The organism is Paenibacillus xylaniclasticus, from assembly GCF_004001065.1.
In the GTDB taxonomy this organism is placed as follows: Bacteria; Bacillota; Bacilli; order Paenibacillales; family Paenibacillaceae; genus Paenibacillus_T; species Paenibacillus_T xylaniclasticus.
On sequence record NZ_BIML01000004.1, the window covers coordinates 271,754 to 288,014 of the forward strand.

Sequence of the window (16,261 nt, forward strand, 5' to 3'; positions counted from 1 at the left end):
ACAAAAGGACCCGATAAGGCAGTCGCCAGCCTTTGCAGATCCTTCTGTTATGGTTGGATACGTGAATCTTTGCTGCTCTATTCGGCTCGTATTGCCGTCTTGGCTTGCCGATGTGATGCGATCCCCCAAATGAGGGATAGAACTGCGGCTGCGGTACCTGCTAATCCGCCCAGCCAAAACCCGCTATTGATCCCCCATTCGTCGTTGATCCAGCCGGCGACGAACGGACCGGCGAACATGCCGATCGAATAGACGGCTTGATAGAAGCCCATCGCTGTAGCCCGTTCACGAGGATGTGCATCCCGAATCGCAAGGCTGAGCAGCATCGGCAGAATGAGACCTTGCATGAAGCCATTGATTGCTTGCGTCGCGGCTAGCCATCCGAGAGAAGGACTGTACGAGATCATAATAGTGGCCGCTGCGCCGAATAGAAAGGAAAGCTGCAGCAGACGCCATTCTCCGAGTTTAACGGATAGCTTCTTCATCATGAGCGAAGCCAAAGCGTGCGGGACCATGAATGCGAATACTATAGCCGTTAACAGCCAGCCGTCTGCTTCGAGCTCCTTCGCTTTAAGCGGCGTAAAACCGAACATCGAAATAAACAGCATCATATGCACCAGAATGGAAAGAATCGAAGCGCGCACTAATGTAGGCTCACGCACGACATTGCCTAGCAATTGGAGTGACATGGGCGGACGTTCATCCGCCGATACCGGTTGTTCACGTATGCTCCACACGAACGGAAGAGCAACTAGAGCTGCACCGGTTCCGACAAGAAATGGTACGGACCAGCCGACACTGTCCGCTAGCGGAGCGCTTAGCGCCATCCCGGCTAGCTGGCCTGTCACTGTCATCGCGCTTATTTGGCCCATTGCGGTGGATGATTCGCCAGGCTCGAACATTGAAGCGTACATAATGGTGAACGCAACCCAAGTCGATGCGCATACCCCGGCAGCTACTCGGCCTGCCAGTGGCCAGCCATATCCCCCGGGAATAATAAACAGCAGGCAGCTCAATGCGCCGGCAGCGAGTCCAAGCACGATAAACGGCTTGCGTCGACCAATCGTATCCGACCATAATCCAATTGGGAAACGGACGAGCATCTGGACAAAGCCGTAGCTCCCTAGAATGATGCCGGTAATGCTGAGAGATAGGCCGAGAGATGACAGATATGGGGATAATATCGGAACATACATATACATGGATGTCCAATATAATACCGTCATTATGCCGAATAAAATCCGTTGTTTTGTATTGCTGCTGCGATTACCGGTTGTCATCTTAAATGAATGCCTCCTGCCTAGTGTTGATCTATCCTATACTTTACAACGGAAATGGCAGATTGTCAGGAATAAATGAATCTTTTCGCTCCTGCCTTTCGTATATGGGGTAGCTTAGATAGTAATGAAAGTACTGGACAGCAGAATCCTATCGATTAAAGTCGAATTGGAGCGTGTAGTATGCCATTTACGTTATTCCACCCTGCCTTCGCAGTGCCATTTCGCAGGCTGTTACCGGGCAAGCTGGTGCTGCCAGGCATCGTGCTCGGGAGTATGGCTCCCGATCTGGAATATTTCGTGAGGATGGAGGCTGTCGGCAAGATCGGACATCAACCGCAGGCTTCGGTACCCATTTATTTATGGATGCCTGGTCCCATCGGTCTGGCTGGTTCGTCCAGCATATTGTATGGCTAAGGCAACCTATTATGGGGGATTACATATTTCAATGGCTTCAATATCTGACTTCCGTTATCGGGGCGGGATTAATTGGTGCATGGTTGTATAGGGACTGGATTCGCTGGCGAAAAGAATATTGGAGCCGAGTCGATACATACAGGACGAGAAAACTCGATCTCCAATATGGATGGATCGCTCACTGGGCGGGAGTCGGTATCATCGGGATTACTGTATTGATTGTTAAGCTAAGCAGCATGTGGTCGCCATATCTGTTACATGTATGGGCTGTTGCACCATTTTCGGCAGCGGCTGCCGGTGTGGCGTCAATTTCGATCATGGTGTTAACCCATAAAGCGCAGCAGTTGAGCCTCGGCTTGATACTTGTTACGCTAATGCTCACTTTGATGTGGGCATTAAAGCTTGATTTTCTTTCATTAGCCGCTGCTCGTTTCGGTTTAGTGTTAACACCAATTGAACACTAGATCGGTATTAACTGGGCATTATCTCTCTGTTGTTGTAATATTCGTGTCCTTACTTACGAATCGAATCGTTAAGAAAGTTGTAAGAAATGTGTTGGAAATTGCTAATCAATGAACGTTATGATATCAGTAGATTTATTCGTTAGACTGATATTATGTCGATTCATGTAAAAACAGAAAAGAAAAGGAGTGGAAGTGTTTGTCAAGTATCATCCGTTTTTCACTAAACAACAAGTTTGCATTATGGATTATGACGATTATTGTATTGTTTGCTGGTATTTATTCCGGAACAAGGATGAAGATGGAGATCCTTCCGGACATTACAATTCCGATCGTCAGCGTAACGACGGTTTATCCTGGAGCTTCGCCAGAAGAAGTGATGAACGATGTGACGAAGCAGATCGAACAGCGTACACGCAATCTTAACGGAGTCGACCTCGTAACGTCTACTTCCATGGAGAATGCGTCGTCGGTCGTTATTCAGTATGACTTCAGCAAAGATATGGAGAAGGCGAAAGCTGAAGTCACTGAGGCGCTAAGCGGGCTGAAATTCCCAGAAGGGGTTGAGCAGCCGGAGATTTCCCGTCTCAGCTTAAATGCGTTCCCAGTCTTGTCACTGTCTGTTTCCAACAAAAACTTGACGCTTGAACAGCTAACGAAGCTTGTCGAGTCGGAGGTGCTGCCGAAGATCGAAGGGGCTGAAGGCGTAGCATCGGTACAAATCTCAGGTCAGCATGTGAAATCAGCCGAGCTGACATTCAAGCCGGATAAAATGATGCAATACGGGTTGACGCAGGAGACGGTTCAAGGTGTCATTCAAGGCTCGGCAATGTCCGCTCCGCTTGGATTGTTCACATTCGGCAGCGAAGAAAATACGGTCGTTGTCGACGGTAACGTCTGGACGGAGGAACAACTGAAAGCACTTGAATTTCCGGTTACTGGTGGAGCGGGAGATGGGCAGCAGGTAGCTTCTTCGACAGGTCTTCCAACGGTGAAACTTTCTGAAATTGCTGATCTGGACATCATTGGCAGTGCGGAGTCGATTTCCCGTACGAACGGACAAGACGCAATCGGCATCTCCGTCGTGAAAGGCGCGGATGATAATACGGTTGATGTCGTGAACAACGTGAAGGACATCGCGAAGAAATTGATGGACGAGAACGAAGGGCTCGAGATCGTTACGGCATTCGATCAAGGCGAACCGATCGAGGATTCCGTTAACACGATGGTGAGCAAAGCATTTGTCGGTGCGGCGTTCGCCATTGTCATTATATTGTTGTTCCTGCGCGATATTCGTTCTACGATTATTGCGGTTATTTCGATTCCGTTGTCGATCTTTATTGCGCTGTTGTTCCTGAACAGTATGGATATTACCCTTAACATTATGACGCTCGGTGCGATGACGGTCGCAATTGGCCGCGTTATCGACGACTCGATTGTCGTAATCGAGAACGTCTATCGCCGGATGTCGCTCGTAAATGAGAAGCTGAAGGGTAAAGAGTTGATTCTGTCCGCGACGAGAGAAATGTTTATTCCGATTCTGTCGTCAACGATCGTTACGATTGCAGTATTCCTGCCAATGGGCTTTGTAACGGGCGTTATTGGCCAGATCTTTATGCCATTCGCGCTTACGATCGTATTCTCGCTGCTTGCCTCACTGCTTGTTGCAATTACAGTTGTGCCGATGATGGCTCATATGATGTTCCGCAAAGGGCTCAAAAATGTGAAGCATCACGAGGATAGACCGGGTCGCCTTGCCCAAGGTTACCGCAGCTTGCTTCGCTGGACGCTAAATCATAAGCTGATTACGTCATTAATTGCAATCGTGCTCCTTGTTGGCAGCGGCTTGCTAACACCGCTTATCGGATTTAGCTTCCTGTCTGACGAAGAAGACAAATCGATGATCATCACCTATAACCCGGCCCCTGGTGAGACGTTGGAGCAAGTGGTTGAGATGACCACGAAGGCGGAGACCGAGCTGCTTAAACGTAACGGAGTTAATTTGGTTCAATACACGGTTGGCGGCAGCAATCCGATGAACCCAGGTGCATCGAAGCAGGCGCTCGTATTTTTGACCTATGATGAAGATACACCGAAGTTCGACGATGAGAAAACAGCGGTCATCGATATGCTCCTCGGTCTCGGCGGCAAAGGAGAATGGAAGCAGCAGGACTTTAGCGGGACTAGCTCGGTTGGCGGCAGCGGAATGTCGCTCATCGTATACGGACCAGACATGGAGACGCTGCAAACGGTTGTTAGTTCAATTGAGGAGAAGTGGAGAAGCAACCCAGATTTGACGAACGTCGATACAAGCTTGGCGAAAACTTACAAGCAGTATAAGCTTGTCGCAGATCAAGCGAAGCTGAGTCAATATGGTCTCACGGCCGGTCAAGTTGCTATGGCATTGTCTCCAGTTCGTCAACAGCAGCAGCTCACGACGATTGAGAAGGATGGCGAGAAGCTGAACGTTTACATTCATGTTGAGCAGAAAACGTATAACGGCATTGAAGATCTGAAGAACGAGACGCTTCAATCGCCGCTTGGCGTTCCGGTTGCACTGAAGGATGTTGTAAAAGTTGAAGAAGGCGAGTCGCCGAACACGATTACACGCCGTGACGATAAAGTGTATGCGGAAGTAACGGCTGATGCGGTGAAAGCGGATTTGACGAAGGTGGCGAATGCACTGCAGAAGGAGCTCGACGCCATGGAGCTTCCAATTGGTGTTACGACGGAGATGGGCGGTGCGACAGAAGATATGATAGAAGCGTTCACGCAGCTTATCCTCGCGATGTTAGCGGCTGTTGCGATCGTATATCTCGTGCTTGTCATTACGTTCGGTGGAGCGGCAACACCGTTCACGATTCTGTTCTCGCTTCCGTTCACCATTATTGGTGCGTTGGTCGGTTTGTTCATTGCTGGTGAGACGATTAGCGTAACGGCAATGATCGGCATGCTTATGCTGATCGGTATCGTTGTTACGAACGCAATCGTCTTGATCGACCGCGTTATCCAGAAGCAGAAGGAAGGTCTGGAAGTACGCGAAGCGTTGATCGAAGCAGCCGGAACGCGCCTACGTCCGATTCTGATGACGGCAATTGCCACGATTGGGGCTTTGCTGCCGCTTGCGCTTGGCTTCGAATCCGGCGGCCTCATCTCCAAAGGTCTTGGCGTTACCGTTATTGGCGGTCTGGCAAGCTCGACGCTGCTGACGCTCATTTTTGTACCTATGGTTTATGAGCTCATTAACCGCAAACGGAAGTTTAAGGATAGAACGGCAGATTAATAGTTGTATATAGAATCACAGTGAGTGGATTGCATAGTCCAATCCGCTATCAACATGAAAGGCTATGGGTGACTAGGAAGGTCATTCATAGCCTGTCGGTATGGAGATATGGAAATGACGGAGATTAAAAAGAAAAACATGCGGTATGAGCTTGTGTCGCATGTAAAGCAAGTTCTTGCGGAGCATTATATAAAGCATTATGAGCAGCAAGGTATGAAATATAGTGATATGTATGAGGATATTGCGGAGTATTGTGGAGTATCACCGTCGACAATTTCACAGATGAAGCTGAAGAATACAGCTCCATCCTATATTGTTGCGGTAAAGATGGCTGAGTTTGTTGATCGACCTGTGTCGGATATATTTAGCATTGTGGAATCTGAGAATTACGCTAAACTTGAGAAAACACTATGCCGTGTGTCTGGATGTGATCGAGTAGCGACGACTAGAGGGTATTGTCTGAGACATGTATACTTCACAAGGTACGACAATAAAGAGTAAAACAATGCGACAAAGAAATACTGATCTAGTAGCAAGCCGAAGGAGAGATGAGCATGTATACAGAAATCAGCACAGACGAACTGCGGAGCAAGCTGGAGCAAGGGGATAAGCTGTACCTGATCGATGTCCGGGAGCCGGACGAATGGGAGGGCGGCCATATCGCAGAAGCGGTCAATTTCCCGTTGTCGCAGCTTCCAGTTAAGCTGGGCGAGCTGACGACAAAAGGCGAAGAGCCTTATATTATCATATGCCGGAGCGGTAATCGAAGCAGCCGCGCATGCGAATATTTGGCGGCACAAGGCTTCGAGGTTGTGAATGTCAAGGGCGGCATGCTGAATTGGAATGGAAGTGTCGTTGAAGGCGAATAGTATGATTAGAAATAAAGATCTTGATCAGCTAAACAAGCGGATCAAGATCTTTTTTTATGGGGGAGAACTGCTGCTTCTTTCGATAACGTGCTTCTTTCTATTGGACAGGATGGCATGACCGCTCTCTGACGCTCATACAATGGTTGAAGCGGATTAGATGCACCGTAAAGCCATAAAGGAGGTTGGCCTCCATGACGAAACAGATGCTCGAGGCGCCTGCCGATTTGCATCCCGATCAGGGCTCAGATATCGAAGTAGAGAGTATGCAGGGCGGAGGCTTATATGAACCAACTGCGCTTCACCTGCGGATTGGAGGGATGCACTGCTCAGCTTGTGCAGTCCGGATCGAGAAGGCGGTCGGGAGACTGCCCGGCGTACTGCAGAGCGCAGTCAGCTATGCTTCACGGTCGGCTTGGATCGTCTATTGGCCTGATCAAGTGACAGAGACTGCCATTCATGCAACAATCCGCAAGCTTGGCTTCCACTGTGTATCAGGGACGAATTCAGCCTTTGACGAGCGGGAGAGGCGTATGCTGCTCACCCGCGTTCTGCTGTCTGTGCTGTTCACTGTTCCTTTACTGCTACCGATGGCTCATCATTATGAAGCGTTATCGTTCATTCCTATTCCCACTTGGCTGATGAATGGTTGGGTTCAACTTGCACTGGCGACAGTTATTCAATTCGTACCTGCTGCGCCATTCTATTACGGAGCTTACTACGCAATAAAGCAAAAATCTGCCAATATGGACGTGTTGGTCGTCACGGGCACAACGGCTGCCTATTTGTATAGTCATTACATGATGTTCCATGGCGGCGCCAATGGGCTATATTTTGAGACTTCGGCTGTCGTCATTACTGCTGTGCTAATAGGCAAATGGATTGAAGCCACGGCGGCAGGCAGGACGGCTGCGGAGCTAAGCGGATATACTGCGCTTCAGCCGAGGACGGCGATAATAGTTCGAGGAGAGACCACGGCTGAGATAGCAGCCGATGCCCTAACGCCTGGTGATCGGGTTGTGGTCGCCCCTGGTGAACGATTTCCAGCTGACGGTACGTTATGGAGTGATGATGCGGAGACGGACGAATCGCTGCTGACCGGAGAAAGCAGGTCTGTGCTTAAGAAGCAAGGTGACAAGGTTTATGCTGGCTCAATGAATTTACGAAATTCGGTAATTGTCATCGTTGAGTCTAGCGGCTCATCGACAGCGCTTTTTCGTTTGAACGCGATGATGCGGGAGGCGCTCGCCTCCAAAACATCGATACAGCGTAAAGCGGACGCACTCGCCGGAATTTTTGTTCCGATTATGCTTATGCTGGCAGCTATCACGTTTGTCATAAATTATTTTTGGTGGACTGGCTATCAGAGTGAAGCATCGTTCCTGCGAGCGCTTGCTGTTCTACTCGCAGCATGCCCATGCGCACTTGGGCTCGCAACGCCGCTGTCGCTTGCTGCAGCAGCAGCAGCAACTGCTAAGCGGGGCGTTGTGATCAAACAGGCGGATGCGCTGGAGCTGCTGGCTCGATTGAAGACTGTCGTCTTCGACAAAACGGGTACGCTAACGGAAGGCCGTGCAGAGGTGTCCGCCGTATATTCACCGGTGGTGCACTCTGCGGCACTGCTTCGGCTTGCTGCTGCGGCTGAGGCGAATGCCTCGCATCCGTTCGCCTCAGCCGTACGGAGCGCTGCGGCTAAGTCAAGCGGCGATCGAGGAAGCGGTTATGGGACTAGGCCGAGCCGAGCGCATCGATTGGATTTAACTTCATATGCGTCTGCAAATTTGAACGGTCGAAATATTGTGGTCGGTGGATATGACTTAGTCAAAGAGCGAGGCTGGAGCATATCCGAGGAGATTCGCGGCTTTGCTGAAGAGAGGGAGCGGAAAGGGGATACGATCTGGTATGTATTTGATGAAGCGCATTGCGCCGGAGCAATCGCGTTAACTGACACGATTCGGCCGGAAGCGGCCGCAGCTGTCGCCAGCTTAAGAAGGCTCGGCATTCGAGTCCTGCTTGCTTCAGGTGACCGAGCAGCGGCTGTTAATGCGGTTAGTGCAAAGGTGCGGATTCATGAGGCACATGCATCGTTGAAGCCGGAGCAGAAGCTTGCGCTCATACGGTCACTCCAGCAAGCGCGTGGAGCCGTTGCGATGGTTGGCGATGGCTGGAATGATGCGCCTGCATTGGCGGCCGCCGATGTCGGTTTTGCCATCGGAGGCGGGGCAGACGCCGCTATGGGAGCCGGTCAAGTCGCACTTGTTCATGGCAGATTGACCGGTGTAGCGGACACGTTGATGGCAAGCAGACATGCAATGCGCAATGTAAGACAAAATCTTGCTCTGGCCTTCATCTATAATGCCGCAGTTATTCCGAGCGCGGTAATTGGTAAGTTGGAGCCTTGGATGGCCGGAACCGCGATGGCGCTCAGCTCACTGTCTGTCGTTAGCAATGCCATCCGGCTTCGTTGGAAGCTGAGAATGATTGGCCAATAGCCGAGCAGGCTTAGCTATGACGCTTCTCAGCTGTAATGTCGATCCGATCACCGTTATAGAAGACGGTCGCCCGTTTGAGATATTGATTCCATTCGATCTTCGCACCGAGCGCTTGACTGACGAACCGGAGCGGAACATAGGTTACACTGGAACGTTGTACGAGCGGCACATCAATAGTCATCTCCATGCCGTTGATGTACACGGTGTCGGAATTAACCGTTAGCTCGATCATTGCATCTCCTTTGAATATCGTAACCGTTTTGGTAGAATTGTTCCAGTCGACATTAGCGCCTAGCTGTTCAGCAACTGCGCGAAGCGGTATGAGCATCCGGTTATTTTGCAGCAATCCATTGTTAATAGCTGTATACTTAACAGCACTGCTGTGAGCAGGCATAACGGGCACAATAAGGGCAGCGGCTACCGCCAGAGATACAATACTTTTCGCAATTTTCATATTCGTCCTCCTAAGAAGTGCAAGTTAAACGTATTACCCTCGTAATAAAGATATCAAACATAGTACGTTTCGTAACCTGCGAATATATGGAACGATTGGGCAGGAACATGATGGACAAATCCGACAAACTGGTGGTATATTAACAAAGTCAAAAAATGAATAGCATATTCGAGCAGGTGCTTTGCAAGCTGGCGATTGCTCCAGCCATGCAAGCTTAAAAGGGAAGTCCGGTGTAAATCCGGCACGGACCCGCCACTGTAAGAAGCGCTTGTCTAAAGCTTAGACGAGCAACCGCTTCGGCATTTGTCACTGGTTTATACTGGGAAGACGCCGGCTGCGGGCTTTAAGTCAGGATACCTGCCTGCCTCGATAACACTGCTACCTACGTGGAATTAGGGGAGGAGTTGGATAAGCGTTAAGCACGTACGATTGTTGGCGTCTGCCGATATGCCGGCATGGGCGGCGAGTCGTCATCCAGCATTTCCGATCTATAACGACGGGAATGCTTTTTTTGTTTTGGGTATATTTATTATGGTCTAATGAAAGGAAGAACATATCATGAACAACCTTGTAATGAGAACAGAGAAATGGCTGAAGCTGCTCGGTCTGCTGGGAGCGGTACTCCTGCTCGCTCTGTTAGCGGCATGCGGCAGCAGTGATACAGCAACGACGGAGAAGCCGCAGGACGAGCAGCAGCAAACGACGGACAACAGCGGAACCTCGCAGAAAGATGACGGCCAGCCAGCAGCAACCCAATACCCATTGACCGTTACGGACGATTCAGGTGTGACGATCACGCTCGAGAAGGCTCCAGAACGTATCGTTACGCTTGCGCCGAGCGAGACGGAAGCAATCTTTGCAGTTGGAGCGGGCGATCGAGTCGTCGGTGTTGATTCGAACAGCAATTATCCAGAGCAGGTCGCCTCGATTGAGAAGATTGGCGATATGACGGTTGATGTTGAGAAGGTAGCCGCGTTAAAGCCGGATCTGATTCTGGCTTCCGTCACGATGAACGGTCAAGCCATCGAGCAGTTGCGACAGTTGAAGTTGAACGTATATGCATCGGAGCCGAAAACGTACGCAGCCGTAATGGACAAAATGACTCAGATCGGCGTGCTGACCGATACACAGAAGCAAACAGCGGAAGTGGTGGCGCATATGCAGCAAGTGAAGGACGAGGTAGAAGCGAAGGTGAAGAACGCAGACAAGCCGAGCGTATTTCTTGAATTTTCGCCAGGTTATACGGTAGGCAAAGGAGAATTTCTAGATGAGCTGCTGACGATTGCCGGTGGGCATAACGTTGCAACGGGCAACGGATGGTATGAATTTGACGCCGAGCAGATTATTACGAGTAATCCAAGCGTGATTATCTATCCGTCTTGGTTTGAGGAGCCGAATGCAATTCTTGAAGGCATTAAAGCACGTCCGGCATGGAAAGAGATCGACGCTGTCAAGAACAATCGACTCGTCGAGGTTGCGAATGACCCGCTTGTACGTGTCGGACCAAGACTATCCGAAGGCTTGATGGATTTGGCTAAGGCGATCCATCCGGACCTGTTCCAATAACCGATGAGACCAATGTCAGCTGTATATGGAGGAGTATCGCTGCTCCTCCTGCTCGTTTCTGTGGGCTTATGTGTCTCTATCGGTTCAGCCGGATTGTCGCTGTCCGACGTGTGGGGCATTCTGCTGCACGAGGCGACTGGCATAACGATAGGCGGACATTGGTCGCCGAGCGATGTTGCGATCGTCATCGAGCTCCGATTGTCACGCGTCGTGCTGGCGCTGCTCGTCGGCGCCTGCCTTGCTGCAGCTGGTGCGGGCTTCCAAGGCGTGCTGCGCAATCCGCTAGCTGATCCTTATACACTTGGTGTTGCTTCCGGCTCGTCAGTCGGGGCTGCATTTATCATTTTATTCGGCTTTCAATCCTTGATCGGGCTGTGGACAATTCCAATCGTCGCTTTCATAATGGGTGCGGTAACGCTATTCGCTGTATTTGCGCTCGCACGGTCCAAAGGTGTGATGGCGATTGAAACGCTCATTCTAGCCGGTGTTATTGTGCAGTCGTTCTTTGGAGCATTCGTTTCGTTCATGGTGTCCATGTCGCAAGGCGTCGTGAACCAAGTGTTATATTGGCTCATGGGCAGTCTGGCGCTTCGAAGCTGGGAGCATACGTATATGCTGCTACCTTTTGCAATGATCGGAATTCCCCTTATTATCTATCATGCGCATCGGCTCAATCTGTTTGCTTACGGAGAAAGGCATGCAGCGCATCTCGGTGTTCATGTGGAGAGGACGAAGCTTATTGTATTGATTGGCGCGACGCTGCTGACTGCAGCGGCTGTGTCTGTAGCAGGTGTTATCGGCTTCGTTGGGCTTGTCGTTCCGCATTTGCTTCGATTGCTGATCGGTTCGGACTATCGGCGTCTGGTTCCGCTGTCTGCAATAGGCGGGGGAATTTTCGTCCTATGGGCTGATACGCTGGCACGTACATTGCTAAGTCCGCGGGAAATTCAGCTAGGCATCGTTACGGCGATCGTCGGTGCGCCTTTTTTTGCTTTGCTGCTGTATCGCCACAAGTCGGGACGTGGAGGCTTGAAAACATGATCGAAACAAAGCGGTTAGGCCGGACGATAGCTGGCTCGGTAATATTACATAATATATCGATAGCATTCTCGAAACCGGGAATGTATGGTATTATCGGACCTAACGGAGCGGGCAAAACGACGCTGCTGCGGCTGCTCTCCGGTGTAGAACGCCCAACGGAGGGCGAGGTGCTGCTCGACGGCAAGTCAATCAGCGTATGGCCGCGGAAACAGCTTGCGAGAACGATGGCAGTCGTGCAGCAGGGCGGACTGCCGCCGGCTGCTTATTCTGTTCGGGACACAGTTGCAATGGGCCGGTATCCGTATCAAGGCTGGTTCGGTGACGAGAAGGAAGACGCTGGTCTGATAATTGAAGAGGGATTGCATCGAATGAAGCTTATGCATCTAAGCAGCCGAACATTGGACACTCTTAGCGGCGGCGAGCGGCAAAGGGTGGCATTAGCTCAAATGATGGTTCAAAATCCACGGATCGTCCTGCTTGATGAACCGACAACATACTTAGATGTTGGGTTTCAGCTGCAGCTTCTTGAGGCTGTGCTGGAATGGCAGCGAGAACGAGATTTGATCGTCATTACCGTCCTTCACGACTTGAATCTCGCTTCGCTTTACTGCGACGAGCTGGTAGTTATGAAGGAAGGGGCGCTGTATGCTGTTGGCAGTCCGGAGCAGATCGTAACGAGCGAGCTCGTTCGCAGTGTATATGGCGCGGAGGCTGACGTTATTGCTCATCCTGATGGGGAAGCTCCGCAAATCGTGCTCCGTCGTTCCCCTGCAGCTTCGTTCATGCGTCAGCAAGCGGAACGTGCAGTCCAGCTATCCATGATGAGATGAACGGAGAAGACGGATGTCTCTTCCGTTCTTCTTGTTTTAATCGTTCAAGTTACATAAGAGAGGAAGTTTAAGATGACACAGATTAGCGACAATTGTTTATTACTTGCCAATATAATCGGACGAATCCGTCCGTTGGACGAGGACGCGATGAACCTGGCGGACATCCATTTGGGCAATTTGACCAAGCCGCCAGGAAGCTTGGGCAGACTGGAGGCAATTGCACGCCAAACGGCAGGCATTACAGGTGAAGTTCATCCGGATTTGTCGAGGAAGGCGATTATCGTTATGGCGGCAGATCACGGTGTCTGCGAGGAAGGCATCAGTGCGTTTCCAGCCGAAGTAACGCCGCAGATGGTAATGAACTTTTTGTCGGGCGGTGCGGCCGTTAACGTCTTGGCCAGACATGCAGGAGCCGATGTCCGATGCGTCGATATCGGTGTTAACGCAGAGCTTGACCATCCGGACCTGTATAAGCGCAAGCTGATGTACGGCACGAACAATATGGCGCATGGTCCGGCAATGGACCATGCAACGACTGTGCAGGCGATGCTTGTCGGCATCGAAGTCGTCGATGAGCTGTATCGTGAAGGCTACAGGCTGTTCGGGACCGGTGAGATGGGAATCGGCAATACGACGGCAAGCTCGGCGGTTATGACGGTGCTGACTGGCTGCTCGCCCGAGGATACGGTTGGAAGAGGCACCGGTATTAACGATGAGAGACTGGCACATAAAATTAACGTCATCAGCCGCGCGATCGATACGAATAAGCCGAATCCGGAAGATCCGTTCGATGTGGTATCGAAGGTAGGGGGACTCGAAATTGCTGGTCTTGCTGGCGTCATTATCGGAGCAGCGGCGAAGCGTTGTCCGGTCGTAATTGACGGATTTATATCGTCTGCTGCTGCATTAGTAGCAGCGAGGATGTCGCCGGATTCGGTTCATTATATGATCGGATCGCATCTGTCCGAGGAGCAGGCCCACGGACAACTGCTAGACGCAATTGGACTGTCGCCGGTTATCCATATGCAGATGCGTCTAGGGGAAGGAACCGGGGCAGCACTTTGCTTTCATCTTATCGAGGCTGCACAACGGATCATGAAGGAGATGGCGACGTTCGACAGCGCTGGCGTATCGCGAGGCTGAACTGCTGAACTACTGGAGGCTCATGAATAAGATGGCATTTCTGATTACAGGAGGCGCAAGAAGCGGCAAAAGCTCTTTCGCGGAGCGTTATGCCGCGCGATTGGCCAAGCGAGGATTCTATGTGGCTACGGCGACGGTGGAAGACGACGAAATGTCGGAGCGTATTGGTCGGCATCGGCAGCAGCGCGAATCGTCAGGCTTCCAGTGGACTACGATCGAGGAGCCGAGGCGGCTGGCTGAACGATTGAATGCTCTTATGTGTGATATCGATACTGCGGGAGGAGAGCCGCCCGTCGTTCTCGTTGATTGTTTGACGCTATGGCTGACGAATTATTTGCTTGCCTATGAGCATGAACCGATCGAGAGGCTGGAACAGGAAATCGATAAGCTGGCTCAAGCGGTTGCGGCTTACCGCTATCCGCTGCTGCTGGTTACGAACGAGGTTGGCAGCGGGATTGTGCCAGCTTATCCGCTTGGCCGGACGTTCCGAGATGCGGCTGGCCGGATGAATCGCATCATGGCTGACGCATGTGAGCGGACTTTTCTCGTTGTAAGCGGCATTCCGGTCGATCTGAGCCGGATTGCGGTGTCACTGGACGAGCTATGATCGGTTGGATGTACAGCTGGCAGGAGCTTCTCTGGATGGCTGCGGCAGCAATACTCGTCGATCTGATCGTCGGTGATCCTAGATGGCCTACTCATCCAGTTATCCGAATCGGCCAGCTCATTAAGCTGCTGGAGCGATGGCTCTATAAAGTGGAGCAAGGTAACAGGTATACCGGCCGCGGCCTGCGACTGCGTGGTATCATATTGACAATCGCGACTGTAATAACGGCTTATACGGTGCTTGCGATTATCGTATTCACAGCGGATGCTATACATCCGTGGCTTGGTTACATCGTTAATGTCTGGTTTATTTCTACGACAATCGCGGTAAAGGGGCTGAAGGATGCGGCGATGCTCGTGTATCGTCCGCTTGCTGCCGGCGATTTGGCACAGGCACGCCAATATACAGCATATATTGTCAGCCGGGATACGGATCAACTGAGCGAATCGGAAGCAGCGAGGGCGGCCGTAGAGACTGTCGCGGAGAATACGGTTGACGCGTTCTTATCGCCATTGCTGTTCGCACTACTCGGCGGGGCGCCTCTTGCTATGGCATATCGGGCAGCGAATACGCTTGATTCCATGGTTGGTTACCGCAATGAGAGATACCGCTTTTTTGGCTGGTGCTCGGCGAGGCTGGACGATGTGTTAAATTATGTTCCAGCGAGACTAAGTGCTATTATGTTACCGCTTGCAGCATTGCTGCTTCGCGGCATGTCGGGAAAGCGTGCGATACATGCTGTATTCGTATTCGCCCGTAGGCATCCAAGTCCGAACAGCGGCATTCCTGAGTCTGCGGCGGCAGGAGCACTTGGCATCGAGCTCGGCGGCGTCAACCAGTATTTCGGGCAGGTAAGCGAGCGGGCACGACTCGGTTGGCCGCTGCGTCCGCTTACAGCGGACGATATCGTGAAGACCGTCAGGCTGTTATATCTGACTTGTATTCTGACGCTGATAGGAGTGCTCGCGTTATGGTGGCTTGTATGTTAAGAAAAGGATTGAACGGTCTAGTAGCTGCCGTTCAATTGTTAAGCAGAGTTCCGCTGCCGGTGCAGGTTCCATTCGATCCGCCGACGCTTGCAGTCAGTTTGCTCTCTTTTCCGCTCGCGGGTCTGCTGATTGGCGTGTTGACGGCGGGGGCTTCGGCACTGTTTCAACTGCTGGACATGCCACTGCTGGCTGCAGCGCTCACTCTCGGCTGGTGGATTGCGCTCACGGGCGGACTTCATCTGGACGGCTGGATGGATACGGCGGACGGTGTGCTCAGCGGTCGTCCCCGCGAGCAAATGCTTGAGATTATGAAGGACAGCCGCGTCGGGGCGATGGGCGTCATCGCTGGTTTCATGCTTCTGCTTGTGAAATTCGCCGCGCTTGTCACACTGTTCGAGAGGACAGACAGCACCTCTGTATGGATGATGCTCGCGCTTGGTCCAGTATGGAGTCGTTGGTGGATGACTGCGGCAATCGTTATATGGCCAAGTGCTAGAGAAGGCGGTATGGGAGCGATGTTTCGAGCCGCTAGCTCGAAGCATGCAGCAGGAGCTGCCGTTATGGCAATTGCCGTCTCCGTGGCGGTGGCTGCAATGTTAAGACTGGAAGTGGTTCAAAGTGTGGTGGCTGTTGCCGTTATCGCAGGTGCGGCAGCAGCAGTAGGTCTGCTGCTTGCGATATGGCTCGGCCGCAAGCTTGGCGGCTTGACTGGCGATACGTACGGGGCCATGAATGAAGCGTCAGAAGCGGCTGGTCTTATAGCCATATGTTTGTTGTGTACAAGCTGGACGTTATAACGAACTCGTCCAGCGATGCACATCTCTAACAGCAGGAG

The 16,261-nt window shown here is 51.5% G+C and carries 15 protein-coding genes and 1 riboswitch; of the genes, 13 read left to right on the plus strand and 2 right to left on the minus strand.

Annotated elements, in window-relative coordinates; all coding sequences use genetic code 11:
* Positions 1–77 precede the first annotated feature (77 nt).
* Positions 78–1,280, minus strand: a complete 1,203-nt coding sequence (locus tag PXY01_RS06720) for an MFS transporter (protein ID WP_127568560.1) — start codon at positions 1,278–1,280, stop codon at positions 78–80.
* 180 nt (positions 1,281–1,460) lie between these two features.
* Here PXY01_RS06720 and PXY01_RS06725 point away from each other — a divergent pair, with 180 nt between their 5' ends.
* The 6 genes from PXY01_RS06725 (at position 1,461) to PXY01_RS06750 (ending at position 8,796) form a co-directional block, all read left to right on the plus strand.
* Positions 1,461–1,694 (plus strand): DUF4184 family protein, encoded by a 234-nt coding sequence (locus PXY01_RS06725; RefSeq protein WP_127568563.1) that lies wholly within the window; start codon positions 1,461–1,463, stop codon positions 1,692–1,694.
* The gene (locus tag PXY01_RS06730) at positions 1,640–2,158 is read left to right on the plus strand and encodes a DUF4184 family protein (RefSeq protein WP_127568565.1); all 519 of its coding nucleotides are present in this window, start codon (positions 1,640–1,642) and stop codon (positions 2,156–2,158) included. Before PXY01_RS06725 ends, PXY01_RS06730 begins: the two co-directional genes overlap by 55 nt.
* A gap of 196 nt (positions 2,159–2,354) precedes the next feature.
* A complete protein-coding gene (locus tag PXY01_RS06735) occupies positions 2,355–5,438 on the plus strand; it encodes an efflux RND transporter permease subunit (RefSeq protein ID WP_127568567.1) in 3,084 nt (1,027 codons plus the stop codon).
* 114 nt (positions 5,439–5,552) lie between these two features.
* The gene (locus PXY01_RS06740; protein ID WP_164744320.1) at positions 5,553–5,939 is read left to right on the plus strand and encodes a helix-turn-helix domain-containing protein; all 387 of its coding nucleotides are present in this window, start codon (positions 5,553–5,555) and stop codon (positions 5,937–5,939) included.
* A 53-nt stretch (positions 5,940–5,992) separates the two neighbouring features.
* Positions 5,993–6,307 (plus strand): rhodanese-like domain-containing protein, encoded by a 315-nt coding sequence (locus PXY01_RS06745; RefSeq protein WP_127568571.1) that lies wholly within the window; start codon positions 5,993–5,995, stop codon positions 6,305–6,307.
* A gap of 191 nt (positions 6,308–6,498) precedes the next feature.
* Positions 6,499–8,796 (plus strand): heavy metal translocating P-type ATPase, encoded by a 2,298-nt coding sequence (locus tag PXY01_RS06750; protein ID WP_127568573.1) that lies wholly within the window; start codon positions 6,499–6,501, stop codon positions 8,794–8,796.
* A 10-nt stretch (positions 8,797–8,806) separates the two neighbouring features.
* Here PXY01_RS06750 and PXY01_RS06755 read toward each other — a convergent pair whose 3' ends face one another.
* A complete protein-coding gene (locus tag PXY01_RS06755; RefSeq protein ID WP_127568574.1) occupies positions 8,807–9,250 on the minus strand; it encodes a stalk domain-containing protein in 444 nt (147 codons plus the stop codon).
* 157 nt (positions 9,251–9,407) lie between these two features.
* A riboswitch (cobalamin riboswitch) is annotated at positions 9,408–9,629 on the plus strand.
* A gap of 179 nt (positions 9,630–9,808) precedes the next feature.
* Between PXY01_RS06755 and PXY01_RS06760 the strand changes: the two genes are divergently transcribed.
* The 7 genes from PXY01_RS06760 to cobS all read left to right on the plus strand — a co-directional run bounded on the left by PXY01_RS06760 (position 9,809) and on the right by cobS (position 16,223).
* On the plus strand, positions 9,809–10,816 hold the full coding sequence (locus PXY01_RS06760) for an ABC transporter substrate-binding protein (protein WP_127568577.1): 1,008 nt from the start codon (positions 9,809–9,811) through the stop codon (positions 10,814–10,816).
* A 3-nt stretch (positions 10,817–10,819) separates the two neighbouring features.
* On the plus strand, positions 10,820–11,857 hold the full coding sequence (locus PXY01_RS06765; RefSeq protein ID WP_127568579.1) for a FecCD family ABC transporter permease: 1,038 nt from the start codon (positions 10,820–10,822) through the stop codon (positions 11,855–11,857).
* Positions 11,854–12,687, plus strand: coding sequence for an ABC transporter ATP-binding protein (locus PXY01_RS06770; protein ID WP_127568581.1), 834 nt, complete (start codon positions 11,854–11,856; stop codon positions 12,685–12,687). Before PXY01_RS06765 ends, PXY01_RS06770 begins: the two co-directional genes overlap by 4 nt.
* 72 nt (positions 12,688–12,759) lie before the next feature.
* Complete coding sequence (gene cobT / locus PXY01_RS06775; protein WP_127568583.1) at positions 12,760–13,830, plus strand: nicotinate-nucleotide--dimethylbenzimidazole phosphoribosyltransferase; 1,071 nt, start codon at positions 12,760–12,762, stop codon at positions 13,828–13,830.
* Between the two features lie 31 nt (positions 13,831–13,861).
* Entirely contained in the window at positions 13,862–14,437 is a 576-nt protein-coding gene (gene cobU / locus PXY01_RS06780; RefSeq protein ID WP_127568585.1) for a bifunctional adenosylcobinamide kinase/adenosylcobinamide-phosphate guanylyltransferase, read from the plus strand.
* A 35-nt stretch (positions 14,438–14,472) separates the two neighbouring features.
* Entirely contained in the window at positions 14,473–15,426 is a 954-nt protein-coding gene (gene cbiB, locus PXY01_RS06785; RefSeq protein WP_373864278.1) for an adenosylcobinamide-phosphate synthase CbiB, read from the plus strand.
* Complete coding sequence (cobS, locus tag PXY01_RS06790) at positions 15,420–16,223, plus strand: adenosylcobinamide-GDP ribazoletransferase (RefSeq protein ID WP_127568589.1); 804 nt, start codon at positions 15,420–15,422, stop codon at positions 16,221–16,223. The genes cbiB and cobS overlap by 7 nt, the downstream gene beginning before the upstream one ends.
* Positions 16,224–16,261: the final 38 nt, after the last annotated feature.

Bases quoted from the DNA above. Each gene is read 5' to 3' on its own strand.
- PXY01_RS06720 (WP_127568560.1), bottom strand. From the start codon at position 1,280: ATGACAACCGGTAATCGCAGCAGCAATACAAAACAACGGATTTTATTC.
- PXY01_RS06725 (WP_127568563.1), top strand. From the start codon at position 1,461: ATGCCATTTACGTTATTCCACCCTGCCTTCGCAGTGCCATTTCGCAGG.
- PXY01_RS06730 (WP_127568565.1), top strand. From the start codon at position 1,640: ATGGATGCCTGGTCCCATCGGTCTGGCTGGTTCGTCCAGCATATTGTA.
- PXY01_RS06740 (WP_164744320.1), top strand. From the start codon at position 5,553: ATGACGGAGATTAAAAAGAAAAACATGCGGTATGAGCTTGTGTCGCAT.
- PXY01_RS06745 (WP_127568571.1), top strand. From the start codon at position 5,993: ATGTATACAGAAATCAGCACAGACGAACTGCGGAGCAAGCTGGAGCAA.
- PXY01_RS06750 (WP_127568573.1), top strand. From the start codon at position 6,499: ATGACGAAACAGATGCTCGAGGCGCCTGCCGATTTGCATCCCGATCAG.
- PXY01_RS06755 (WP_127568574.1), bottom strand. From the start codon at position 9,250: ATGAAAATTGCGAAAAGTATTGTATCTCTGGCGGTAGCCGCTGCCCTT.
- PXY01_RS06760 (WP_127568577.1), top strand. From the start codon at position 9,809: ATGAACAACCTTGTAATGAGAACAGAGAAATGGCTGAAGCTGCTCGGT.
- PXY01_RS06765 (WP_127568579.1), top strand. From the start codon at position 10,820: ATGAGACCAATGTCAGCTGTATATGGAGGAGTATCGCTGCTCCTCCTG.
- PXY01_RS06770 (WP_127568581.1), top strand. From the start codon at position 11,854: ATGATCGAAACAAAGCGGTTAGGCCGGACGATAGCTGGCTCGGTAATA.
- cobT (WP_127568583.1), top strand. From the start codon at position 12,760: ATGACACAGATTAGCGACAATTGTTTATTACTTGCCAATATAATCGGA.
- cobU (WP_127568585.1), top strand. From the start codon at position 13,862: ATGGCATTTCTGATTACAGGAGGCGCAAGAAGCGGCAAAAGCTCTTTC.
- cbiB (WP_373864278.1), top strand. From the start codon at position 14,473: ATGGCTGCGGCAGCAATACTCGTCGATCTGATCGTCGGTGATCCTAGA.
- cobS (WP_127568589.1), top strand. From the start codon at position 15,420: ATGTTAAGAAAAGGATTGAACGGTCTAGTAGCTGCCGTTCAATTGTTA.